Raw genomic sequence first — 23,356 nt, 5'->3', positions numbered from 1 at the left:
GACGGCCTCGTGGACTCCGAAGCCATCAAGTACGTGCCGGGCGAGAGCGAAGCCAGCTACGTGACGCGCATCACGCAGACGCTGCGTTCGACCATCAAGGACGCGAACCTCAAGCGTGTCAGCGCCAGCAGCACGATTGACTACATCCAGTCGGACGACATCCACCCCACCTACACCGGTGGCAACGCATCGACCGGTTTCACCGGAACGGCATCGGGCTCGGCTTCGCCGCGCTACACGTCGTTCACCAACGGCAAGAGCCCGATCTGGGACCGCTACGCCCACGAGCGCACCGGCTGGGCCATGTCGGTTGGCAACCCGACCGCTCCTTGAGCGCCGCGAGCTGAGCAATGAACGCGCGGGGTCGTGTTGACATCAAACAACCGGCCACTTCGGTGGTCGAAGGGCGGTCGTTCGGCCCGTCTTTCGGCTACCTCGTCATTGCTTTGCTCCTGGTCGCCGGCGGGGTGGCCTATTGGGCGACCCTGCCGTCCGACGAACCGCCTGCCGGGGTGGTGCTCAGCACCCCTTCGGCGTCCGCAGGCACCCAAAGTGCGTCTGCCCTCCCTGCACGCCCCACGGCCGCAGCCAGTGCGGCGCTGGCCGCGTCCAGCCCCAGGCGCGTGGCCATGAGCGAGCCGCCCGAGGGCGATGGCGACCTGACGCCCGACCTGCGCGCCTACCTCAACCCCGGCGAGAACCCGACGCTGGGCGAAGTCATCGATCGATTGCATCAAGCCGGTGTGCGAACCGGCATTGGCGCGTTCAACCCACCCAACACCCGCCCGAATCTGGTCGGCATTGCGGTGCCAGAAGACTATGTGCTGCCCGACGGCTACGTGCGTCACTACCAGACCACCGACGACGGACAGCCCATCGAACCCATCCTGATGTATGCGCCGGACCGCCCGGTCTACGACGCAGCCGGCCGGCCCATCGCGGTGCCGGCCAACCGCGTGGTGCCGCCCGAGGCGGCGCCGCCCGGGCTGCCCATCCGCCGCATCGTGATTCCCGCCGCCCTCGCTGCGGACAAGCCCACGAATTGACTGCCTCCACACTTCTTTCCCGGCCCGGCGTTCGCCTGTTGGCCGGTGTCTCGGTCAGCGCGCTTCTTCTGGGTCTGTATGCCCGAGGGGGCGTCGCCTGGGTTCTTGGTTTCGTGGCCCTGGCGCCCTGGTTGCTTGCCCTCGACGGCAACCGCAGCCTGCGCGGGGCCCTGCTGCATGGCTGGGCCCTGTGTGTCGGGTTCACGGTGGCGGCCTTTGCCTGGTTTGGCGTCGCCATCGGGTCTTATTCGCAGACAGGGTCTGCGGTGGGTCTGGCGGTGCTGCTGGTGGCCGCGCCCTTGTTCCAGCCGCAGTTCATCGCCTTCGTGTGGGTGCGCCACCTGGCTTCGCGCCGGCATGGCCGCTTGCTGAGTGCACTTGCCGCCGCTTCGGCCTGGGTGGCCACGGAATGGCTGTACCCCAAGATCCTCGGCGACTCCTTGGGTTATGGGCTCTACCCGTCTGCCTTCATGCGCCAGGCGGCCGACGTGGGCGGCACGGCCGGTCTGACCTTCTTGCTGCTGCTGGCCAATGAGGGCGTGGTGGCCGCCTGGGCACGTCGCGGCGACGGCCTGCGCGCTCTGGTCAAACCCTTGGCCCTGACGGCGCTGCTGCCGGCGGTGTTGGCCGCTTACGGGTATGCCGTGCTCCACACGGGCCTCTTCGAACCCACGCCGCCCGAAGGCGCCCCGGCCGCTTCGACGGCAGACAACAAGCCGCTGCGCATGGGCCTGGTGCAGTCGAACATCGTCGGCTACGACCGCCTGCGCAAAGAGAAGGGCGACGAGGCCGTGCTGCACGAGATCCTCGGCACGCACTTCGCGATGACCCGCGCGGCGGTCGAAGAGCAGAAGGTCGATGCGGTGCTGTGGTCCGAAACGGTGTACCCGCTGACCTTTCGCCACCCGAAAAACGAAGCCGGCCAGGAGTTCGACCTGGCCATTCTCGAGGCGGTCCATGCCGCCAAGGTGCCCTTCGTCTTCGGCACTTACGACACCGACGAAGACGGCGAGTACAACGCCGCGGCATTCGTCGCGCCCGGTCGTGGCCCGCTGGGCTTTTATCGCAAGACCCGGTTGTTTCCCTTCACCGAGTACGTGCCGTCCTGGCTCGACACACCCGCGCTGCGCGAGGCCTTGCCCTGGATGGGCACCTGGCGGCCCGGCAACGGGGCACGGGTGTTTCCGCTGTATGTGGCCGACGGGCGTGAGATCCCGGTGCTGCCGCTGATCTGCCTGGACGACGTGGACACGGGGCTCGCCATCGAAGGCGCGCGCCAGGGCGCTCGGGCGCTGCTGACCATGTCGAACGATTCCTGGTTCACCGACGTGCCCTTGGGCGCCGAGATGCACCGCACGGCCGCGGCCTTTCGCAGCATCGAGACCCGGTTGCCGCAGTTCCGCGTCACGTCCAATGGCTACAGCGCCATCTTCGATGCCCAAGGTGGCGTCATCGCCGACTCGCGCATGGGCGAGCGCACGCTGCTCATCGGCGACGTGTCGGTGGCGCCCCCTCGGGCCACGCTCATGGTGATCTGGGGTGACTGGGTGGGCCGCGCGGCGGCGGTCTTCCTCGTGCTGTTCACCGTGGTTGTGGCGCTGCGCCGTTGGGGGCCCGGCGACGAGGTGAACGAGGCCGAAGCCGATGCGGTGGCACTGCCGGCGACCGTGGTGCTGCTGCCCTGGGCTGCGCGCGTTGTGGCGAGTCTGCTGCGTGTCTTTGCCAGAGGCAGCTTGCTGGCCATGGTCGGGCTGTTCCTGGTGGGCGAGTTGACGACCAACTCGTTCGGCCACATGCGGCTGATCGGTGCGTTCTTCTTGCTGCCCGAGCTGCTGGCCTGGCTGGTGCTGCGCGCGTTTGCGGCACGGGCGACCCTGGAGGCCGGCTCGCTGGTGTTCACCCGTGGACGGCAGCGCATGGACCTGCCCTTGGCCGAGATCGAATCGGTGGTGCCCTGGCACCTGCCGCTCCCGGGGCAGGGTGCTTCGTTGCGGCTGCGGTCGGGCGATGTGCGTTCGTACGAGCTGATGCATGCCAACCCGTGTGCCTTGCGCCGCGCGCTCGCGGCGGCGGGCGGTGGCAGCGTGATCGCCCCGGAACCGGACGCTTGGCCACGTCGCGTGATGCAGCGCTATGTGCGACTGCTGGTGAGCCTGAAGCGCAATCGCCTCAATCACCCGGTGCCCAAGTTCGGCCTGCTCTCGCTGGTGCTGGCCATCCCGGCTTATCGCCTGCACCAGATCATCAACTTCGGCGACGGGCTGGGTGAGTACCGCGTGTACGGCCTCAAGGCCTACCTCGGTGGTTTTGGCCTGTGGTGGGTGAGCTGGTTCTTCGGCGTGCTGCTCACGGCGGCCGCCGTGCGGGCCGTGGTCGAAGCTGGCTCGCTGGTGGCCGTGGCCGTGAGCCCCGCCCGGGCCATCGGTGCGCGACGCTGGCTTGAACGCGTCGGCCTGACCCTGCTCTATCTCGGCCTGCCGGCCTGGCTGCTGATGCGCGTTGCCGGCAACTGAGCGGGGTTGAGGCCTCGCCACCGACCGGCCGGCGCCTCGACCCAGCGGTAGAACGGCAGCGCGGCCAGGTTGCTCAGCAGCCAGGCCGCCACCATCGCCCAGGCAGCGGCCGCGGGGTGGGTCGGGTCCTTGTGCTCGAACAGCGCGTTGACCAGCAGGCAGATCGGGAAGTGCACGAGGAACAGCGCATACGAGTGCGTGCCCAGGTGGCCGACCCAGCTGGCCGCCCGGCCGGGCCGCAGCATCGGCCGGCCATCCTGGTGCCGCCATTGCAGCAGCGCCAGCACCCAGGCCGTGGCCAGCGCCAGCGCGATGCGCTCGCGAAAGTCGAGCACCAGGGCCGTCAGCACCAGCAGGCTCAGCAGCGTCAGCCAGCGCACGCGCCACTGGCTCTGGCTTGACCAGTGCACCAGCGCGCCCAGGCCGTAGGCGCCGAAGAAATACGGCGCCCAGTCGTCGAGCGCCTCGATGCGGTTGAACCCCCACAGCGACGCCAGCATCGTGGCGAGCACGAACGCCGGGGCCAGCACCCGCGCCCGCGAAAACCGCCGCGCGCACCACAGCAGACCGAGCAGCAGCGCGAACAGCTGCAGGTCGATCGCCACGTACCACGCGCCCACGGTCAATGACTCGTGGCCCAGCACCCCGTGCAGCAGCAGCGCATGCGACAGCAACTGCGCAGCGCTGACCGAGGTCGGCACCAGCTCAGGCAACCAGCGCGCGACCAGCGCCGAGCACCCGAGCGTCAGCAGCACCGCCACGAAAAAGGGCACGGCCAACCGCAGGTGCCGGCGCACGAGCAACTGCCCCAGTTCGACGGCAGTGCCTTGCAGAGCCGCACGCCGGGGCGCCAGCGCGCGCGCGCCGAGAAACCCGCCCACCACCAGGAACACCTGCACCGCCATGCGCGCGTGTTCGTACAGCACGCCCATCAGCGTGGGCCAGACCTCGTCGAGGGTTTCAGCGATGGGGCCGTAGGCGGCCAGGTGATGCCAGACGATGGCCTGGGCGGCGAGCGCCTTCAGGGCATCGATGTGCAACATGCGGGAGTTCGAGACGGACATGGGCCCAGCGCGCGGTGCCGTCGAGACGAGGCAGCTTCATCCACCGCCCGACAGGCGGAATCGACGATTTTAGGTGGGGCAGCCTGGGGTGATCCCGCCGGTCGGTGCGCACGCTGCGCGCCTGTCGAAGCGCTCCAGCCCCACGCGCCACGGGCCGAAGGCCTGCAGTAGATTCACCTGCTCCGCCCACTGGCCACCTCTTGCCATGAACCGACTGCAGTCCGAGTTGCATCGCCTCTACCTGCCCCAAGCGCCCAGCGGCGGCGATGCCATGCCCCCGCTGATCGACCCCGAGGGGCGGGTGCGGGCCCTGGTGGTCGAGGTGGCCCGCCCGGCCGACTGGGCCGTGCTGTCGCCGCTTTGGCGCGGTGTTCAGCTTGATCTCGAATGGCCCGCGCCGGCCATCGCGGTGTCGGGCACCGACGGCCTGCAGCTGTGGTTCTCGCTCGCGCAGCCCCTCGCGGTGGCGCGGGCCGCTGAGGTGCTGGACCTGCTGCGCGCGCGCTACCTGGCCGACCTCGCCCCGACGCGCCTGCGCCTGTGGCCGGTGGCCTCGCCCGAGCCCCGCCACGCCCCGTGGGTGCCGGCCGAGCAAGACGCGACCGGCCACTGGTCCGCCTTCGTCGCGCCCGACCTTGCGCCCGTCTTCGCCGACACGCCCTGGCTCGACATCGTGCCCAGCCCCGAAGGCCAGGCCGACCTGCTCGCGCGGCTGGCCAGCATCCCGGCGCCGGCCTTCGACGCGGCCGAGGCGCGGCTGCAGCCCGCCGCAGCGCCCGAAGCGATCGCCCCGGCCGATCCCGGTCCAGCCCCGTCGGCGCAGGGCCTGAGCCCGCAGCAGTTCCTGCTGCGCGTGATGAACGACGAGCGCGTGGCGCTGGCCCTGCGCATCGAAGCCGCCAAGGCGCTGCTGCCCGGGGCCGGTGCGACCCCGCCGCGCGAGACCCGCTGAGCGCCATCCACCCCGACCGGGCGCCGGGGGCTGCGTAGTAGACTGCGCGCCCTTTACCGTTGTCTTCGACTGGCTTCCATGCTGAACGGGTCACCCCCGGACGTCGCCGGCTCGGAACTCACCCGCCTCCTGGCCCATCTGGCGGACGCCCCCCCGGCCGATGGCCGTCCGGCCTTCGCCGAGCGCCTGGGCCAATGGCTCAACTGGACCGATGCCATCGCGCTCTCGGGCGCCTTGAACACCGGCACGCCCGAACCCGCGCGCGAGCCGTCGTCGCGTCGCCCCGGCGGCGAGGCGGACGACTTCGAGCGCGTGCGCAGCGCCTTGCAAGCCGCCATCGCCGCCGGCCCCCGAGAACCCGTGAGCCCCACCGACTTCGGCCCCCAACACCGCCACTGCACCGGCCTGCAACAGGCCATGCAGGACGCGCTTGGCGCGCTGCGGCAACGCCTGCGCGACGCGCTCTCGCGGCGCTCGCCCGCCGGCGCGCGGCTGGCCGCACTCGACGCCGCGATGGACCAGGCCCTGGCCGCCCGCGAGCGCAGCCTGCTCGGCCTGGTGCCGCTGCGGCTGCAGGCGCATTTCGAGCGCATGCGCCGCGCGGCTGGCGACGACACCACCTGGCTCCACACCTTCTGCGAAGACCGCGACCACCTGCTGCAGGCCGAACTCGCGCACCGGCTGCTGCCGGCCCGAGGCCTGCTCGACACGCTTCGCTCACACGACACGACATGAACCGATCCCTTCATCACCTCGCCTTCGTGGTGGGCCTGCTGGCCATCGGCTGGGTGGGTGCCGGCTACTTTCCGGGCCACCCGCTGGCGCTTGCGATGGTGCTGCTCATTGGTGCCTTCTTCCTGATGGGCGCGCTCGAGCTGCACCGCTTCCAGCAGGCCACCACCGGCCTCGCGCAACGGCTCGCCAGCACGAACGAGCCGCCGGCATCGCTGGCCGCGTGGCTGGCGCCGTTGCACCCGAGCCTGCACCCCGCGGTGCGCCTGCGCGTCGAAGGTGAACGCGTCGCGCTGCCGGGCCCTGCGCTCACGCCCTACCTCACCGGCCTGCTGGTGCTGCTGGGCATGCTGGGCACCTTTCTCGGCATGGTGGTCACGCTCAAGGGCACCGGCCTCGCGCTCGAAACGGCCACCGACGTGGACGCCATCCGCGCATCGCTGTCGGCACCCGTCAAAGGCCTGGGCCTGGCCTTCGGCTGCTCGGTGGCCGGCGTGGCCGCATCGGCCATGCTGGGGCTGATGTCGGCGCTGGCGAGGCGTGAACGCCAGCGCACCGCCCAGCTGCTCGATGGCTGCATCGCCACCTCGCTGCGCGGCTTCTCTCAAGCCCACCAGCGCGAAGAGTCGCTGCGCCTCTTGCGCGCGCAGGCCGAGGTGATGCCCGCCGTCGTGACACAACTGCAAGGCCTGATCGCGCAGATGGAGCGCCAGGGCCAGGCCCTGCATGAGCGTCTGCTCGACAGCCAGGTGCAGTTTCAAGGTGACACGCAAAAGGCTTATGCGGGCCTGGCCGAGTCGGTGGGCCAGTCGCTGAAAGCCAGCCTCAGCGAAAGCGCGCGGCTCGCCGGCGCCGCCATCGAGCCCGCCGTGCAGGCCACGATGGCCGGCCTGGCGAGAGAGGCCGCCAGCGTGCACGCCACGCTGACCGGCGCCGTGCAGCAGCAGCTCGACGGCGTGACTGCCCGGCTCGACGCCAGCACGACGGCGCTCGCCATGCGCTGGCAGGCCGCGCTGGCCGAGCAGCAGCGCCACGGCGCGGCCGTCGCCGAGAGCCTGCACAGCGGCTTGGAGCGCTTCACGCACACCTTCGAACAGCGTTCGGCCAGCTTGCTTGACGGCCTGGCCTCGCGCATGGACCGCAGCACCGACGCGTGGACCGCCGCGTGGGGCCAGGTGCTCGCCGACCAGCGCCAGCAGCACGAGGCCCTCACGCAGCACACCCGCGAGGCGGCCTCGGCCACCGTGGCCGGCATCGACCAGCACGCGAGTGCGCTGCTGCGCGAGGTGGCGCAAGCGCAGGCCGCGTGGGACGCCGCCGCCGCCACGCGCGAGCAACAGCGCATGGCCGCCTTCCACGAGGGTCTGGCCGCGATGACACGCACGCTGCAGCAGCAGGCCCTGCACGAGGGCACGGCGCTGGCCGAACGCCAGCAACAGATCTGCACCACGCTCGCGCAGACCGCCGAGGCCATCACCGCGCAAGCCGAAGCGCATGCGCGGGCCACGCTGGGCGAGATCGAACGCCTGGTGCAGGCGGCCTCTGAAGCCCCGCGCGCCGCGGCCGAGGTCATCGGCGAACTGCGCGGTGCGCTGAGCGACAGCCTGGTGCGCGACAACGCCGCGCTCGACGAACGCAACCGCCTGATGGACACCCTGGGCCGCCTGCTCGACGCCGTGAACCACGCCAGCACCGAACAGCGTGCCGCGATCGACGCGCTGGTGCACACCGCGAGCGACCTGCTCGACCGCGCCGGCACGCGCTTCGCCGAGCGCGTGGCCCACGAGTCGCGCACGCTCGAATCGGTGGCCGCGCAGGTCACCGGCAGCGCCGCCGAAGTGGCCAGCCTGGGCGAAGGCTTCGGCGTCGCCGTGCAGCTGTTCAGCAGCGCGAGCGAGCAACTGATGGCGCAGCTGCAGCGCATCGAGGCCGCGCTCGGCCACTCGATGACGCGCAGCGATGAGCAACTGGCCTACTACGTAGCGCAGGCGCGCGAGATCGTGGACCTGACGCTGGGCTCGCAAAAGCAGATCGTCGAAGACCTGCAGCAGCTGACCCGCGCCCCGGCCGCCCTCGCGGCACCTGCCGAGGCCACGCCGGCATGAGCACGCACGACGAACTCGACGACGGCGTCGAGTCGGGCGCCACGGTGTGGGCCGTCTTCGGCGACCTGATGGCCGGGCTGCTGGGCGCCTTCGTGCTGATCCTCGTGTGCGTGGTGGCGATGCAGCTCGACCTGGCCGAGCGACTGAAGACCGAAGTGCAGCAGCGCCAGGCCGAGGCGCAGCGCCGCGAGGCGCTCGAACGCGCTCTGGCCGGCCCGCTGGCCGCCGGCCGCGTGACGCTCAACAACGGCCGCATCGCCATCAGCGGCAGCGTGTTGTTCGCGTTCAACTCGGCCGAGCTGCAGCCCGAAGGCCGGCAGGTGCTCAAGAGCCTGGCCGGGCCGCTGGCGGCCTACCTCGCCACGCGCAACGAGGCGCTCATGGTCAGCGGCTTCACCGACGACCGCCAGGTGCGCAACGACAGCCGCGCGAAGTTCGCCGACAACTGGGAGCTGTCGGCCCAGCGCGCGCTCACCGTCACCCGCGCGCTCGTCGAAGAGGGCCTGCCGGCCTCGGCGGTCTTCGCGGCTGCCTTCGGTGCGCAGCAGCCGGTGGCGTCGAACGCCGACGCCGCCGGCCGCGCGCTGAACCGGCGCGTCGAGATGGCGCCCACGCCGCGCTTGAAGCCCGCATGAGCACGCCGCCCGCTTCGACGCTGCCCGTGATCGCCGCGATCGACGCCTGGCGCGCACGCGGCGGGGCCACGGCCCACCCGGTGCGCTTCGGCATCGTCGAAGCCCTGGCGCGCCGCGCCGCCGGGCAACACGGTGAAGCGCGCGAGCGGCTGGTGCAACGTGTCGAAGCGCTGCTGGCCGAAGCCGAGGCGTCGCCGCCTCGCACACCCGCGCCCATTGCGCCGGCCTCGCGCACCGACGCACTGGCCGGTTTGTCGGGCCTGGTCGACCGGCTCGGGCGCTCACCGGCTGCGCCGGGCCTCGCGGCGCCCCCGCGGGCGGCGACCATGTCCACGCAGCCCGTGCCCCCCTTGCAGCCCGCGCGTGCGCTGTTGAGCGCGCCGCTGTCGCGCCACGCCGTGCCGCGTCCGCTGAAGGCCGTGCTCGCCTTCCAGGGCACCTGGTCGCGGCTGCGCGTCGAAACCCGCCTGCGCCAGGCCTTGGCGCAGGTGCCGCCGGGGGCCGGGCCCTTGAACACCTCGCACCTCATCAACCGCGCCCTGCAGACGATGCACGAGCTGTCGCCGGCCTACCTCGACGCCTTCATGTCGCACATCGACGCGCTGCAACGCATCGAGCAAGCCAGTGGCGTGGGCGAGCTCACACCGCGCGCCACACCCGCGCACGAAGGCAAGCGCCGCCCCGTATCGCGCGACGCGCGCAAGGCCTGAACCGCTGAAAAGGGCCCACGTGCAGTTTTTTGCGGGCCTGCACGCAGAAACTTCTGCCGAAGACGTGCGCGGGCTCCCTACAATCCCGGCCGCGCATCGCGCACTCACATCAAAGGATTGAAGAGAAATGGCAACTGCAAAGAAAGCCGCTAAGTCTGTGAAGACCGCGCCGGCCAAGACGCCCAAGGCCGCCCCCAAGGCCGCCCGTCCCGCCGCGAAGACGAGCGCTCCGCTCAAGCCGATCAAGGAAGCCTTCAACAAGACCAGCCTGATCGCTCACCTGGCCGGTCTGGCCGAAGTCGAGCCCAAGGCCGTCAAGGCCGTGATCGGCGCGCTGGAAGCCACGATGCTGGCTTCGGTGAACAAGAAGGGCCTCGGCTCGTTCACGCTGCCGGGTCTGCTGAAGGTCAACGCGATCCAAGTGCCGGCGAAGAAGAAGCGTGTCGGCATCGACCCGTTCACCAAGCAAGAGCGCACCTTCGCCGCCAAGCCGGCGTCGGTGAAGCTGAAGGTCCGTTCGCTGAAGAAGCTGAAGGACGCGGCGCTGTAATCGCACCGGGCAGGCATCACCTGCACACGGGGGCCGCTTTCGAGCGGCCCTTTTCATTGGTGGCGCGCGGTGCCGGGCAGGTGCCTCACAGGTCGAAGGTCGCGCCGCCGTCCACCCGCAGGTCGTGCATGGTGATGTGACGGGCGGCGTCCGACAGCAGAAAGCACACCGCCTCGGCGACGTCACCGGCACTGGCCAGACGGCCGAGCGGAATGCCCAGGCGATAGCCCGCGGCCGACCCCGCGATGACCTGCGCCGCGCCATCGGGGCCCTGCCACAGCGCGTGTTGCATGGCGGTGTCAGTCGAGCCGGGCGAGACGAGATTGCAGCGCACGCCCTGCGGGGCCAGCTCGAGCGCCAGGCAGCGCATGAACTGCGCGGTGGCCGCCTTCGACGCTGCATAGGCTGCCATGCCCAGGCGCGGTGTGGCCGCCGCGTTCGAGCCCACGGTGACGATGGCGCCCCGGCCGCGCTCGCGCATGTGCCGGCCCACCGCCTGGCACACGCGCACCACCGCCATCGTGTTGACCGCCAGGCTGTCGGCCCAGGCCGCGTCGGCGGTGGCGCTGTCGTCAAGCGCCGCGCCCGGCCGCAGCACGCCGGCCACGTTGGCGAGCAGGTCGATCGGGCCCAGCTGCTGCAGCACCGCCTGCACGGCGAGGCGCGTGGCGTGGCCGTCGCGCAGGTCGAGCGTGCACACGCGGCTGGCGGGGGCGTGCACGTGCAGCTCGCTGCCCAGCGTGTCGAGGCCGGCGGCGTGCTGGTCGAAGGCGGCCACGGTGGCCCCGCGTTGCGCGAGCTGCAGCGCGACGGCGCGTCCGATGCCCTGCGCCGCGCCGGTCACGAGGGCGATGCGCCCGCTGAAGTCGGTGGCCGGGTTCATCGGCCGGCCTCGGTGACTTCGTCCATCTCGTCCATCAGGCGATGGCGCTCGGCGTGGTACGCCTCTTCGGTGTGTTGGTCTTTCCAGTAGGGCACGGCGTACATCGCATGGCGCGGCACGCCGCGTGCGTGCAGCAGGTGGTCGCGGACGGCCATCACCTGCGTGCTTTCGCCAGCCAGGCTGACCGAGACGGCACCGGCGCGCCAGGGCAGCGCCTGCACCGCGCCCAGCAGCCGCGTGCTGGAGCCGGCGCGCGTGCCCCCGCGCGACACCCACTGCACCTGCACCCCGGGCGGCGCGGCCAGCGGCACCTGCTCGCGCAGGTCGGCGATTTCGACGAAGACGTGGCCCACGGCCGTGCGTGGCAAGGCGTCGAGCACGCTGGCGAGCATGGCCAGCGCACTCAGGTCGCCAACCAGCAAGTGCCAGTCGGCGCTGGGCTGCCACCTCGGCGGCCCGCCGGGGCCGGCCACGCCGATGGCGTCACCGGGCTGCGCGTGACGGGCCCAGCGCGAGGCCGGGCCGTCGTCGCCATGCAGCACGAAATCGACGTCGAGCTCCAGCGCCTCGGCGTCGTGGCCGGCCACCGTGTAGGTGCGCGCGATGGGGCGCAGGTGCGCGGGCGGCCACAGCACCACGTCGGACACCAGCGAGGGCAGCACCGGCTTGGTCTGGCCGTCGCGGGGCAGCAGCAGCTTGATGTGCGCGCCTTCGTGCGCGGGTGGAAAGCCGCGCAGCGCGGCGCCGGTGAGCGTCACGCGGCGCAGCGTGGGACCGAGGTCGCGCGTGCGGCGCACACGCAGCAGGCGCGGAGGGGTGCGGGGAACGGGGCTCATGGCAAGGCATTCAGGCGGTGGATGAACTCGGGGCGGGCGACGGCCGCAGGCGACCGGCCAGCACCTGGCCGATGGCGGCCAGCGGGGCGGCTTGCCCCATGGCGGCATGCGTGCTGTCGATGTCGACGACTTCGATGCGCCCGGCGATGTGCGGCACCCACGCCTGCCACGTCGGCGCATGCGGTGTGCGCTGCGTGGCGCGAAAGAACAGCAGGTCGCCGTCGAAGCGGGGGTGCCGGCCCTCGCGGTACAGGCGCATGGTGTGCAGCGCGGTGTCGGCCAGGCGGTCGAGCGCGCCGGCGGGCAGGCGGGCGAGTGCGCTGCCGGGGGCATTCAGCAGCGCCCACATGGCAGCCTCGCTCAGGGGCTGGCCGCCAGCGTCGAGCCGCGATGCGCCGATCACATCGAGCAGCGCTTCGAGCGCGTCGCCGCGGCCGGGGGCGGGCATCGCGCCAAAGGCTTCGGCGGGGTAGGCATCCATCACGGCCAGCAGCTCGACCCGGTGGCCGCGCTGCTGCAGCCTGGCGGCGATGGCTTGCGCCAGGCCGCCGCCCGACGACCAGCCGACCAGCCGATAGGGGCCGCGTGGCTGCGTTTCGAGGACGCGCTGCACCCCATCGGCCACCATCTCGTCGAACGAAGGGGCTGGCGGATCGCCCGTGAGTCCGCGCGCCTGCAAGCCCCAGATCGGCAGCTGCGGCATCGCGCGCGACAGCCCGAGGTAGCACCAGGCCAGCCCTTCGGCGGGGTGGACCGCAAAGAGCGCCGGCACGCCGGCCGCGCCGGGGTTCAGGCGCAGCATCGGCGCCAAGGCGGTGTCGGGCGAGGCGGCCATCGGCGCGGTGTTGGAAGCCGCCTCGTGTGCGAGCGCCGCGGCCAGTGCCGAAGCCGTGGGGTGCTGGTACAGCGCCGACACTGCGACCTCGCGTTGCAGGGCCAGCCCCAGGCGGCTGGCCGCCTGAATCGCATGCAGCGAGCGTCCGCCGAGCGCGAAGAAGTCGGCCCCTGCAGGCATCTCGGTCAGGCCCAGCACCTCTTGCCACACGCGCCGCACGGTGCGCTCGAGCGGGCTGTCGGCACCCGCCATGTCGCTGCCGTCGGGGCTGGCCGGCAGGGGGCGTTCGCGCAGTGCGGCGCGGTCGATCTTGCCGTTGAGGTTGAGCGGCAGGCGCTCGAGGGGCGCAAAGGCGGCGGGCACCGCGACGGCCGGCAGGCGCTCGGCGAGGTGGGCGCGCAGACGAGCCGCGGGCAGGGGCGCGTCGGCCACGACCCAGGCCACCAGGCGCAGGCCCGAGCCGCCCAGCGGCTGGCCGACCACCGCCGCGTCGCGCACACCGGGCACGCCGAGCAGCAGGGCTTCGATTTCGGTCGGGTCGATGCGGTGGCCGCTGAGCTTCATCTCGTCGTCGAGCCGACCGAGGTACACCAGCTGGCCTTCGGCGTCGATGCGCACGCGGTCGCCCGTGCGGTAGGCGCGGGGCTCGCCGGGCAGACCCGCCAAGTGCACGAAGCGCTCGGCCGTGCGCGCCGGTCGGCCGAGGTAGCCCTGTGCCAGCGCCGGGCCGATCAGGCACAGCTCGCCGCTCGCGCCTTGTGGCACGGGGCGCAGGGCCTCGTCCACCACCACCACGTCCACGCCGGCCAGTGGCTGGCCGATGGGCACGGCCTCGCCGGTGGGTGCGATGGCGCCGGGCCCGCTCAAGCAGGCGGTGGTGCAGATCACCGTGGCTTCGGTGGGCCCGTAGGTGTTGAGCAGGCGCACGTGCGGCGGCGCGTGGGCACGCCAGCGTCGCACGCGTTCGGCGAGCGCGGCTTCACCGCCGATGACCACCAGCCGCAGGCAGGGCGGCAGCGTGAGCGCGCCTTCGCCCACCGCGTGGGCCAGCTCGTGCCAGAACGCGGTCGGCAGGTCCAGCAAGCTGATGCGCAGCGCCGCGCAGGCGGCCACGAAACGGGGCATCGACTCGAGCATCGCGTCGGTGCGCAGCACGAGCGTGGCGCCGTGCGTGAGCGGCAAGAAGACCTCTTCGACGCTCGCATCGAAATGCAGCGGCGCGAACTGCAGCACGCGCTCGTCGGGCGTGAGCCCATAGCGCGCGCTGGCCGCCGCGATGAAGTGCGCGAGCGCCGACCGGCCGACCATCACGCCGTTCGGGCGGCCGGTCGAGCCCGAGGTGTAGATCACGTAAGCCAGCGCGTCCTCTCGCACCGCCAGCGGTTCGGCGAGGGGCGCGGCCTCGGGCGATGCCAGGTCGTCGTCGAGGCACAGGCAGGGCGGGTCATGCGCGAGCGCCTGCGCGTGCGTGCGCAGCGACACCACCAGCACGGGCTGGGCATCGTCGAGCACCATGGCCCAGCGCGCAGGTGGGCTGGCCGGGTCGATGGGCACGTAGGCCGCACCCGCCCACAGCACCGCGAGCAGGCTGGTGATGGCCTGCATCGAGCGCGGCAGCAGCACGGCCACCCGTGCCTCGGCACTCACGCCGCGCGCGTGCAGGCGCCCGGCGAGCGACTGAACCGCGGCCAGCAGTTCGTCATAGCGCAGCGTGTGGCCCTCGTGTTCGAGTGCGATGCGTTCGGGCGAGCGGCGGGCGATGCGTTGCAAGGCCTGCAATACCGGCTCGGCCGCGCGCGGCAAGGGCCCGCCCGACAGCAGTCCCATCGGCGGCGCAGCCGGCACGCGGGCCTCGGGCGCGGCCGCCCCTTGGTCGAGGCAGGCCAGCAGCGCCTCGCGCAAGCGGCCCAGGTGCTCGGCCGTGTAGGCGTGCGGGTTGGCGTCGAGGTCGAACTGCCAGCTGTCGCCGTGGGTGCCACCGCGCCGCGCGAGCGTGATCGACAGGTCTTCGACCGGGCCGGCGGCGATGGGCTGCGAGCCCACCAAGAGGCCGCTGCCGGCATCTAGCCGGCGCTCGAAGGGCATGAAGTTGAGCACCGGGCCGAACAGACGCGAGCCGGTCGGCAAGGCCTGGCGCAGCGTTTCGTGCCGGTGCCGCAGGTGCGGCCGCATGCGGCGCAGGCGCTCGCTGGCCTGCTGCGCCAGCGTGGCGAACGAGTCGCCGCCCTCCACACGCAGAGCCAGCGGCACGAGGTTCATGCGCATGCACGGGCGCCGCAGGCTGATCGAGCCCATTCGGTTCATGACGGGCCAGCCGAGCGTGAGCTCGCGTGCGCCGGTGGCCGCATGCAGCCACGCGGCCACCCCACCGGCCAGCCAGGCCGACACATCCACACCCGCCTCGGCCGCTGCCTGGCGCCAGGTTTCGACGCGCGCAGCCGGCACCTGCCCGCGCGCACGGCGCACGGTGGTGGCCAGGGGCGCCCCGGGGGCGATGCTCACCGGCGCGGGCCGCGTGCGCAGCTGTTCGTGCCAGAACTGCGCGTCGCGTGCATGGGCCGGCGACGCGAGGTAGGCGAGGTCTTCATCGACGACGGGGCCGAGCTCGCCATCGAGCCGCGCGGGCGGCGCGGCCCCGCCCGAGCGCAGGCTGCGGTAGCGCGACAGCACGGCCTCGGCCAGCAGCGCGTGGCCGAAGCCATCGAGCGCGATGTGGTGCGCGGCCAGAAACCACAGGTGCTGCGCCGGCCCGAGCCGGTAGAGCACGGTGCGAAAGAGCGGTCCGTGCGCGAGGTCGGCGGGCTGTGCCAGCGTGGCGTCCATCGCCTGCTGCGCGGCCCTCGCCGGGTCGGGCGTGTTGCTCAGGTCGACGTGCCGCAGCCCCCACGGTGCGTGCTGCACCTGTTGCCAGACGGTGTCGCCGTCGAGGTGGAAGCGCAGGTGCAGCGTGTCGCAGGCGTCGATCACCTCTCGCACAGCGCGTTCGAACGTGGCGACGTCGAGCGTGCCGTCGAAGGCCAGCGCTTCGGCCGTCCAGTAGGTCGGGTTCGAGCGATCGAGCTGCTGGCCCAGCCACAGGCCGAGCTGCGCCTGGGTGAGGGGCAGGGCGCGCGGCATCGTCATGCGGCTTCGGCTTGTGCGAGTGGTTGCAGGTGCGACCACCATGCGTCGAGCGTTGCCGCTTCGGCCAACTCGACGAAGCCCGCCGACAGGCCCGCGGCGCGCCAGCGCTCGACCAGCGTCATCAGGCGGATCGAATCGAGCCCGCAGTCGAGCAGCGCGTCGTCGAAGCGCAGCGCGTGCGGCGGCACGTCGAGCAGGGCGGCGACCTCTGCGCGCAGGGCCTCGCGGCTGCGAGGCAGGCCCACGGTGGTGGTGGCGGGCCGCAGCGCGTGCACCACCTGCACCGTGGGCAGCACGACGCCGCAGCGCTGCGACACGTAGCGCAGGGCGCGCGTGTGTTCTTCGAGCGAGAAGTCGGCCACCGCGTCGCCCACGAAGAAGGGCTGGATGTCGTTCATGAATGCATCGGCCGTGGTCAGCATGCAGCCGATGTGCGCATAGACGCCGCACACGATGAGCTGGTCTCGCCCCTGGGCCTGCATGCGCGCGAGCAGGTCGCTCTGCGCGAACGCGCTGTAGCGCCACTTGGTCAGCACCGTGTCGTGCGGGCGCGGGCTCAGCGCCCCCAGCACGGCGGCACGTTCGGGCTGTGCGGTGATGCCGGGCCCCCACCAGGCCTGCAGCAGTCCGCGCTGTTCGAGCGACTGCTGCGGCGGCTGCGCGGTGTAGACCACGGGCACGCCGGCCGCGTCGCAGGCCTCGCGCAGCACGCGGATGTGCCGCACCAGCGTGGGCACGGGTTCGGCGTTCGCGTCGAAGAAATCGACGAAGTACTCCTGCATGTCGTGCACCAGCAGAACGGCGCGATGCGGCTCGGGCATCCAGGCCACGCGGCGGGGCGGCAGGGCCTGTGCTTCGGGCATCGGGTAGGCATCGACTCGTGGAATGCTCATGGCGTGGTCAAACTTTCGGTGAGGGAAGGTCGGGCGGGGGCCGATGTGGCCTGCAGGCGTTCGCGCAGCGCGCGCTTGTCCACCTTGCCGACGCCGGTCTGGGGCAACTGGTCCACGAACACGAAGCGGTCGGGCAGCTTGAACGCGGCCATGCCGCGCGCTCGCAGGAAGGCCAGCAACTCGGGCGCGCGGGGCGGCTCGCCGCGTGCGATGACGAAGGCGCAGCTCTTCTCGCCGAGGTAGGCGTCGGGCATGGCGACGAGCGCGGCGTCGTGCACCGACGGGTGCGCGAGCAGGTGGTTCTCGACCTCTTCGGCGGCCACCTTGTCGCCGCCGCGGTTGATCTGGTCTTTCGCGCGGCCCTCGACCACGAGGTGCCCGCTGGGCAGGCGCCGCACCAGGTCGCCGGTGCGGTAGAAGCCCTCGCGCGTGAAGGCCCGCGCGTTGTGCTCGGGCGCCTGGTAGTAGCCGCGAATCGTGTACGGCCCGCGTGTGAGCAGGTGCCCCACCTGGCCCTCGGGCACGGGCTGGTCGTCGTCGTCCACGACCCGCACCTCGTCGTGCGGCGAGATCGCGCGGCCCTGCGTCGTCATCACCAGCGCCTCGGGGTCGTCGAAGCGGGTGTAGTTGACCAGGCCCTCGGCCATGCCGAACACCTGCTGCAAGCGGCAGCCGAGCGTGGGCGTGACGCGGCGCGCGGCCTCGGCCGAGAACTTCGCGCCGCCGACTTGCAGCAGCTGCAGGCTCGACAGGTCGTGTGCGCTGTGCCGGGCCGCGTCCATCCACACCAGCGCGAGCGGCGGCACCAGCGCGGTGAGGGTCACGCGCTCGGCCTCGATCAGCGCGAAGGCCACCTCGGGCGCGGGCCGCCGTGCCAGCACCACGCAGCCCCCGGCGTACAGGGTGCCGAGCGTGCCCGGCGAACTCATCGGGAAGTTGTGCGCCGCCGGCAGCGCGCAGAGGTACACGCTGTCGGGTGTGAGCCCGCAGATGCGCGCGCTCTCGCGCACGCTGTAGAAGTAGTCGTCGTGGGTGCGCGGAATGAGCTTGGGCAGGCCCGTGCTGCCACCCGACAGCTGCAGGAAGGCCACCTCGCCCGCGTCGGGCTCGACGGGGTCGCAGCGCGTGTCGCCGTCGCCGGCCTCGGCATCGCCATCGTGCGTGCAGAGGCTGTCGAGTGCGGTGAACTCTTGCGCGTCACCCACCACGAGCACGTGGCGCAGGCTGGGCACGTCGGCCTGCACCTCGCGCGCCAGCGTGCGAGGGTCGAAGCCCGCGTCGTGGTCGGCGATGACCAGCGCCACCGCTTGCGTGAAGCGGCAGAAGTGCGTGATTTCGGAGCGGCGATGCGCGGGCAGCGCGAACACCGGCCAAGCGCCGATCTGGAACAGCGCAAAGCTCAGCGCGAAGAACTCGGCCACGTTGGGCAGCTGCACCACCACGCGGTCGTGCGCACGCACGCCCAGGCGACGCAGCCCGGCGGCCAGGCGCGTCGCGCGCTCGTCGAGCATCTCGTAGGTCCAGCGGCGCTCGCCGCAGACGAGAGCAGTGCGATGGCGGTGGCGCAGCGCCGACTGCGCGAGCAGCCGCGACAGCGGTTCGCCGCGCCACAGGCCGAGCGTGCGGTAGCGCGCGGCCTCGTCGGCCGGCCAGGGCGTGAAGCTGCCCGGCGGCGCCTGCGTCGCGCGCCTCATGCGGACACCTCGACGAGGCACGGCTCGGGCAGCTCCACCGCCATCGCCTGCAGCATGGTGCGCAGCTTGGCGCTGGTCTCGGCCAGTTCGGCCTGCGGGTCGGAGCCCTTCACGACCCCGGCGCCGGCATACAGCGTGGCCGAACGTTCATCGACTTCGGCGCAGCGGATCGTCACCGCCCATTCGCCGTCGCCGCTGGCGTCGCACCAGCCCACGAGGCCTGCGAAGAAGCCGCGGTCGAAGCCCTCGTGGTCGTCGATGAAGCGCCGCGCGGGCAGCGCCGGGTGCCCGCACACGGCGGGCGTGGGGTGCAGGGCCAGCGCGAGGTCGAGCGAGCCGGTGTCGAGTGCCTGCAGCTCGCCTTCGATGCGCGTGCCCAGGTGCCACATGGTCGCGGTCTTCACGAGCGACGGCGCGGCCGGCACTACCAGCCGCCGGCAGTGCGGGCGCAAGGCCTGCGCGACGGCATCGACGACGAAGGCGTGCTCGCGCAGGTCTTTCTGCGACTGCAGCAGGCCCTGCGCCCGGCGCTCGTCTTCCGGCGCGTCGTCGCAGCGCGCGATGGAGCCCGCCAGCGGGTGCGAGCACACCCGCGTGCCGCGGCGCGACAGCAGCAGCTCGGGGCTCGCGCCCATCAGCGTGCGGCCGATGCGGCCCTCGCCGGCGGCCATCTCGACCGCGAAGGTGTAGCCGGCCGGGTTGCGCATGAACAGGCGCCGCAGCAAGGCCGCGCGGTCGATCGGTGTGGCCACGCGCAGCGAGCGCGACAGCACCACCTTGTCGAAGCACTCGCCGTCGATGCAATCGACCGCCTGCTGCACGGTGCAACGGTAGGCCTCGGGGCTGGGCAGGGGCTGCGCCTGCACGGCGCTGCGGCGCGACACATCGGCCCGGCCGCAGGGTGAACCCGGTTCGACGCCGTGGCCGAAGACCAGACCCTCGGGCACCACCAGTTCAGCGCACGCGTCGCTGCGAAACGGCACCGCGCCCACGAGCACGGGCCGCGCCAGGCCTTCGTGTTGCACCTCGGCAAGCAGGCGGCGCGCCGCAGGCGCGAGGCCGGCCTCGGCGGTGTCGCGCAAGACGGCGTGAACCCCTTGGGCGATGAGGCTGCAGCGCGGCGACGCAAAGACATGGGCACCCGGGCGGTACAGCCTCAGCAGGTCGCTGGCCCGGGGCGCGAGCAGCGACGTGTCACGAACCCGATCGTTCATCGGTTCCTCCTGGTGTGACGTTGGACGTGTGAAGAGCACCCCCGGGACCGGGCCGCGTGAGGGGCCCGGTCCCCGCGGAGGCGAAGGTCGAGCCGTGGCGTCGGCAGGCTCGACCGGACCGTCGCTGCGCACCTCGTGGCGAGTGCTTCGAAGCGATTCAACGGCTTGTTCGGGGATCGAAAACGAGGCTATAGTAAATGCCAATGCGAATGATTCGCAATAGCCACGAGCGCAACATGGATCGCACCGGCCGCTGACTTTCGTCGACGCTGCGCTGCGCCCTCCCTGGCTCGAAGCCCCCCGTTTGCTTTCGCGTGCTGCCAGCCGCTGCGCCGCCCGTCCGGCTGCGCGTGCGGCGTGCAGCCCGCGTGCGTGTCCAGCGGTTTTCCTTCCTGTCATCACCGGGCTTTCCCATGAAAAAAACCTCCATGAACAAGACCTCGGCCGCGACGCCATTGCGCTTCGTGCTGAACCACCTGGCGGCGGCCGCCGTGCTGGGCTTGGGCCATGCCCACGCGCGTGAGCCCGAGACGCTCGACCCCGTGCGCGTGACCGCCACGCGCGGCACCGACACCAACACCGTGGTGCGCGCCAAGCGCATCGAGGTCGAGCAGGCCGTGGGCGTGCAAGACCTGTTCAAGCAGACGCCCGAAGTCACCGCCAGCGGCGGCGTGCCGGTCGCGCAGAAGGTCTACGTGCGCGGCCTGGGCGAACGCATGCTCAGCATCACCATCGACGGCGCCGCGCAGCCCGAATCGGCCTACCACCACACGGGGCAGGTGATGATCGAACCCGACCTGCTCAAGCGCGTCGAGATCGAGGCCGGCACCGGCGCCGCCACCGCCGGCCCGGGTGCCCTTGCAGGTGCCTTGCGCTTCACCACCAAGAGCGCGCTCGATCTGCTGCGGCCGGGTGAACGTGCCGGGGCTTTGCTCAAGGCCAGCCACTTCAGCGCGAGCGACGGCAGCAAGCTGAGCGCGACCGTCTTCGGCCGCCTCACCCCCGAGATCGACCTCTTGCTGAGCGGCAGCGACCACGACGCCGACGCCTACACCGATGGCATCGGCAACACCGTGCCCACCAGCGCCACGCAGGTGAAAGACGGCTTCTTCAAGATCGGCGTGAAGTTCACCGACGACCAGCGCCTGGAGATCGGCCACGAGACGCGCCAGGACGACGGCACGCGCGCCCGCCGCACCAACCTGCTGCCGGCCGCGTTCAACGCGCCCGAGCGGCAGCTCGCCACGCGCCACTCGACGACCTTCAACCACACCTGGTCGCCCGACACGCCGCTCGTGAAGCTGCGGGTCACCGCGTTCAGCAACACCAGCAGCGCGCGCCTCGGCCTCGACAAGGCCGTGAAAGAACACGTCGGCACGCGCGGCCAGGGCCTCAACGTGGGCAACGTCTCGCGCCTGGGCGAGCACAAGCTGAGCTACGGCGTGGACTACCGCCGCGACGTGGGCTTCGCCGACATCACCGCGTTGACCTTCAACGACGAAGAAGCCAGCGTGCGCGGCGTCTACCTGCAAGACGACATCGCCCTCGGCGAGCAGTGGCAACTGGGCCTGGGCGCGCGCCACGACCGCTACGCGTACACCGACGCCGCGGGCCAGCGCCACGAGTCGAGCGGCACCTCGCCCAGCGCGAGCATCGCCTTCACGCCGGTCGACCCGCTGACGCTGCGCCTGAGCCATTCGCGCGCGCTGCGCGGCGTGGGCGTGATCGAGCCCTACCTCAAGCGCTTCCAGACCAACGCCGCGCACATCCGCCCCGAGAAGGCCCGCAACACCGAGTTCAGCACCACCTGGACGCAAGGCCCTTGGCATGCCACCGGCGCCCTCTACCAACTGGTGATCGACGACCACATCGGCTTCGGCGACGACGACCGCACCAACATCGGCCAGCTCAAGGCGCGAGGCTTCAGCGCGAGCGCGGGCTACCAGTCGGCCCGGTGGTCGGCCAGCGTCGGTGTGTCCGAAACCAAGCCCAAGCTCGACGGCCAACCGATGACCGACAGCGAATCGCTGCTCACCGGCACCTCGACCGGCCGCACCTGGGTGCTGCAGCTCGACCGGCAGGTCCCGTCGATGAACCTCGCCGTTGGCTGGACCGGCCGCCGCATCGACGCCCTGACGCACGTGCCCGCCGGCGCCGCCGAGAAGCCCGGCTACACCGTGCACGATGTGTACGCGCAATGGCAGCCGCTGGGCCGCGACGACGTGACGCTCGCGCTGACCGTGAAGAACCTGCTCGACCGCTTCTACTACGAGCAAGGCAGCTTCGCGTACCACCCGCGCTGGGGCACGGTGGCGGGCTTCCCCGAGACCGGCCGCGACATCCGAGTCAGCGCCAGCTGGCGGTTCTGATGGCCCCCGCCGCGCGCGTGGTCGGCCTGGTGGCCGTGCTGCAGTTCGTCTACATCGTCGACTTCATGGCGGTGTTGCCGCTGGGTCCCGACCTGGCCCGCGCCCTCGGCTTCGGGGCCGACCGGTTGGGCGTGCTGTCGGCGGCCTACACGGTCGGCTCGATCGCGTCAGGGCTGCTCAGCGTGCGCCTCATCGACCGCGTGGCGCGCCGGCCCGCGCTGCTGGTGCTGCTGACGCTGTTTGGCGCGAGCACGCTGGCCACCTGCTTCGCCACGGGCTACGTGAGCCTGCTGGCACTGCGCGCCCTGACCGGCTTCATCGGTGGCCCGATGGTCGCCATTGGCATGGCGATGGTCATCGACCGCACGCTCCCCACGCAACGCGGCCAGGCCATCGGCCGCGTGATGCTCGGCTTCTCGCTCGCGGCGATTGCCGGCGTGCCGGCGGCCCTGGAACTGTCGGCCCGTGGCGACTGGCGCTGGCCCTTCGCGGCGGTGGCGGCTGTGTGCGCGCTGCTGTGGGGGGCGATGGCGTGGGGCTTGCCGCGTGCCTCGGGGCCGTCGCCCACGGCGTCGTCCATGCCTTCGCCAGCGAGTGGCTGGCGGTCGCTATTGCGGCAGCCCCGCGTGCGCCGTGCCTGTGTGCTGCAGGCCGCGGCGCAGTTCAGCGCGTTCCTGGTCATCCCGAGCTTCAGCGCCTACTACCTCATGAACCTGGGCCTGCCGCGCGACGGGCTGGGCCGCCTCTACCTCGCCGGTGGTCTGGGTGCGCTCGTCATGCTGCAGGCGATGGGTCGCTGCGCAGATCGATACGGGCCGGCTGTCGCAGTGGCCCTCAGCACCGCCGCCATGGCCTGCGGGCTGCTGCCTTTTCTGGGCTTGGCGGCGTGGCCGCTCGTGCTGCCCTTCGTCGCCTTCATGGCGGGCAATGCCGGGCGCAATGTGTCGATCGCGGCGCTGAACAGCCAGGTGCCCGCACCGCACGAGCGGGCAGGGTTCATGTCCCTGCAAAGCATGGTGCAAGACCTCGCCATGGCGGCGGCGGCGCTGGTGGCTGCAGCGGTGGTCCGCGTGACCGACAGCGGCGCGTTGGCCGGCATGTCTGCGGTGGCCTGGCTGGCCTTGGCCGTGAGCGTGGCCCTCGCGCTGGGTCTGCGGCGAGAGTTCGCGCAACGCGAACTGCCTGCCGCGCCTTGAGCCGCC

Annotated in this window: 17 protein-coding genes and 1 pseudogene; 11 read left to right on the top strand and 7 right to left on the bottom strand. The window is 71.9% G+C overall.

Going from position 1 to position 23,356, the window contains the following annotated elements:
- The 3 genes and pseudogenes from AC1KAT_RS06220 to lnt all read left to right on the top strand — a co-directional run.
- Positions 1–333: pseudogene (locus AC1KAT_RS06220) on the top strand (SGNH/GDSL hydrolase family protein); the annotation flags it as partial.
- A gap of 296 nt (positions 334–629) precedes the next feature.
- A complete protein-coding gene (locus AC1KAT_RS06215; RefSeq protein ID WP_480323840.1) occupies positions 630–1,046 on the top strand; it encodes a hypothetical protein in 417 nt (138 codons plus the stop codon).
- Positions 1,043–3,559 carry an apolipoprotein N-acyltransferase gene (lnt, locus tag AC1KAT_RS06210; RefSeq protein ID WP_480323838.1) on the top strand — a complete coding sequence of 839 codons (2,517 nt, stop codon included), beginning with the start codon at positions 1,043–1,045 and terminating at the stop codon, positions 3,557–3,559. Before AC1KAT_RS06215 ends, lnt begins: the two co-directional genes overlap by 4 nt.
- On the opposite strand, the gene AC1KAT_RS06205 is transcribed toward lnt, so the two are convergent.
- Positions 3,511–4,602, bottom strand: coding sequence for an acyltransferase family protein (locus AC1KAT_RS06205; RefSeq protein ID WP_480323836.1), 1,092 nt, complete (start codon positions 4,600–4,602; stop codon positions 3,511–3,513). The genes lnt and AC1KAT_RS06205 overlap by 49 nt on opposite strands.
- Before the next feature lie 226 nt (positions 4,603–4,828).
- On the opposite strand from AC1KAT_RS06205, the gene AC1KAT_RS06200 reads away from it, so the two are divergent.
- The 6 genes from AC1KAT_RS06200 (at position 4,829) to AC1KAT_RS06175 (ending at position 10,307) form a co-directional block, all read left to right on the top strand.
- Positions 4,829–5,575, top strand: coding sequence for a hypothetical protein (locus tag AC1KAT_RS06200; RefSeq protein WP_480323834.1), 747 nt, complete (start codon positions 4,829–4,831; stop codon positions 5,573–5,575).
- A gap of 78 nt (positions 5,576–5,653) precedes the next feature.
- Positions 5,654–6,310: a DUF3348 family protein gene (locus tag AC1KAT_RS06195; RefSeq protein WP_480323832.1), complete on the top strand. Its 657-nt coding sequence runs from the start codon at positions 5,654–5,656 to the stop codon at positions 6,308–6,310.
- On the top strand, positions 6,307–8,412 hold the full coding sequence (locus AC1KAT_RS06190; RefSeq protein WP_480323831.1) for a DUF802 domain-containing protein: 2,106 nt from the start codon (positions 6,307–6,309) through the stop codon (positions 8,410–8,412). Before AC1KAT_RS06195 ends, AC1KAT_RS06190 begins: the two co-directional genes overlap by 4 nt.
- Positions 8,409–9,047, top strand: coding sequence for an OmpA family protein (locus AC1KAT_RS06185; protein ID WP_480323829.1), 639 nt, complete (start codon positions 8,409–8,411; stop codon positions 9,045–9,047). The genes AC1KAT_RS06190 and AC1KAT_RS06185 overlap by 4 nt, the downstream gene beginning before the upstream one ends.
- Positions 9,044–9,757 carry a DUF2894 domain-containing protein gene (locus AC1KAT_RS06180; protein WP_480323827.1) on the top strand — a complete coding sequence of 238 codons (714 nt, stop codon included), beginning with the start codon at positions 9,044–9,046 and terminating at the stop codon, positions 9,755–9,757. The genes AC1KAT_RS06185 and AC1KAT_RS06180 overlap by 4 nt, the downstream gene beginning before the upstream one ends.
- Before the next feature lie 127 nt (positions 9,758–9,884).
- Positions 9,885–10,307, top strand: coding sequence for an HU family DNA-binding protein (locus AC1KAT_RS06175; RefSeq protein WP_480323825.1), 423 nt, complete (start codon positions 9,885–9,887; stop codon positions 10,305–10,307).
- 85 nt (positions 10,308–10,392) lie between these two features.
- On the opposite strand, the gene AC1KAT_RS06170 is transcribed toward AC1KAT_RS06175, so the two are convergent.
- Genes AC1KAT_RS06170 through AC1KAT_RS06145 form a run of 6 tightly spaced genes read right to left on the bottom strand, consistent with a single transcriptional unit; the run spans position 10,393 to position 19,785 of the window.
- Positions 10,393–11,190 carry a 2,3-dihydro-2,3-dihydroxybenzoate dehydrogenase gene (locus AC1KAT_RS06170; protein ID WP_480323823.1) on the bottom strand — a complete coding sequence of 266 codons (798 nt, stop codon included), beginning with the start codon at positions 11,188–11,190 and terminating at the stop codon, positions 10,393–10,395.
- On the bottom strand, positions 11,187–12,026 hold the full coding sequence (locus AC1KAT_RS06165; RefSeq protein WP_480323821.1) for a siderophore-interacting protein: 840 nt from the start codon (positions 12,024–12,026) through the stop codon (positions 11,187–11,189). The genes AC1KAT_RS06170 and AC1KAT_RS06165 overlap by 4 nt, the downstream gene beginning before the upstream one ends.
- Positions 12,027–12,036: 10 nt before the next feature.
- Positions 12,037–15,984 (bottom strand): amino acid adenylation domain-containing protein, encoded by a 3,948-nt coding sequence (locus AC1KAT_RS06160; protein WP_480323819.1) that lies wholly within the window; start codon positions 15,982–15,984, stop codon positions 12,037–12,039.
- Positions 15,981–16,877, bottom strand: a complete 897-nt coding sequence (locus tag AC1KAT_RS06155; RefSeq protein WP_480323817.1) for an isochorismatase family protein — start codon at positions 16,875–16,877, stop codon at positions 15,981–15,983. Before AC1KAT_RS06155 ends, AC1KAT_RS06160 begins: the two co-directional genes overlap by 4 nt.
- Positions 16,874–18,571 carry a (2,3-dihydroxybenzoyl)adenylate synthase gene (locus AC1KAT_RS06150; protein ID WP_480323815.1) on the bottom strand — a complete coding sequence of 566 codons (1,698 nt, stop codon included), beginning with the start codon at positions 18,569–18,571 and terminating at the stop codon, positions 16,874–16,876. Before AC1KAT_RS06150 ends, AC1KAT_RS06155 begins: the two co-directional genes overlap by 4 nt.
- Entirely contained in the window at positions 18,568–19,785 is a 1,218-nt protein-coding gene (locus tag AC1KAT_RS06145; RefSeq protein ID WP_480323813.1) for an isochorismate synthase, read from the bottom strand. Before AC1KAT_RS06145 ends, AC1KAT_RS06150 begins: the two co-directional genes overlap by 4 nt.
- Before the next feature lie 413 nt (positions 19,786–20,198).
- Here AC1KAT_RS06145 and AC1KAT_RS06140 point away from each other — a divergent pair, with 413 nt between their 5' ends.
- On the top strand, positions 20,199–22,154 hold the full coding sequence (locus tag AC1KAT_RS06140) for a TonB-dependent receptor domain-containing protein (protein ID WP_480323811.1): 1,956 nt from the start codon (positions 20,199–20,201) through the stop codon (positions 22,152–22,154).
- Positions 22,154–23,350: an MFS transporter gene (locus AC1KAT_RS06135; protein ID WP_480323809.1), complete on the top strand. Its 1,197-nt coding sequence runs from the start codon at positions 22,154–22,156 to the stop codon at positions 23,348–23,350. Before AC1KAT_RS06140 ends, AC1KAT_RS06135 begins: the two co-directional genes overlap by 1 nt.
- Positions 23,351–23,356: the final 6 nt, after the last annotated feature.

It is taken from the genome of Piscinibacter sp. PDB5-1 (assembly GCF_056676035.1).
This window is presented reverse-complemented; position numbering and strand designations above follow the sequence as displayed.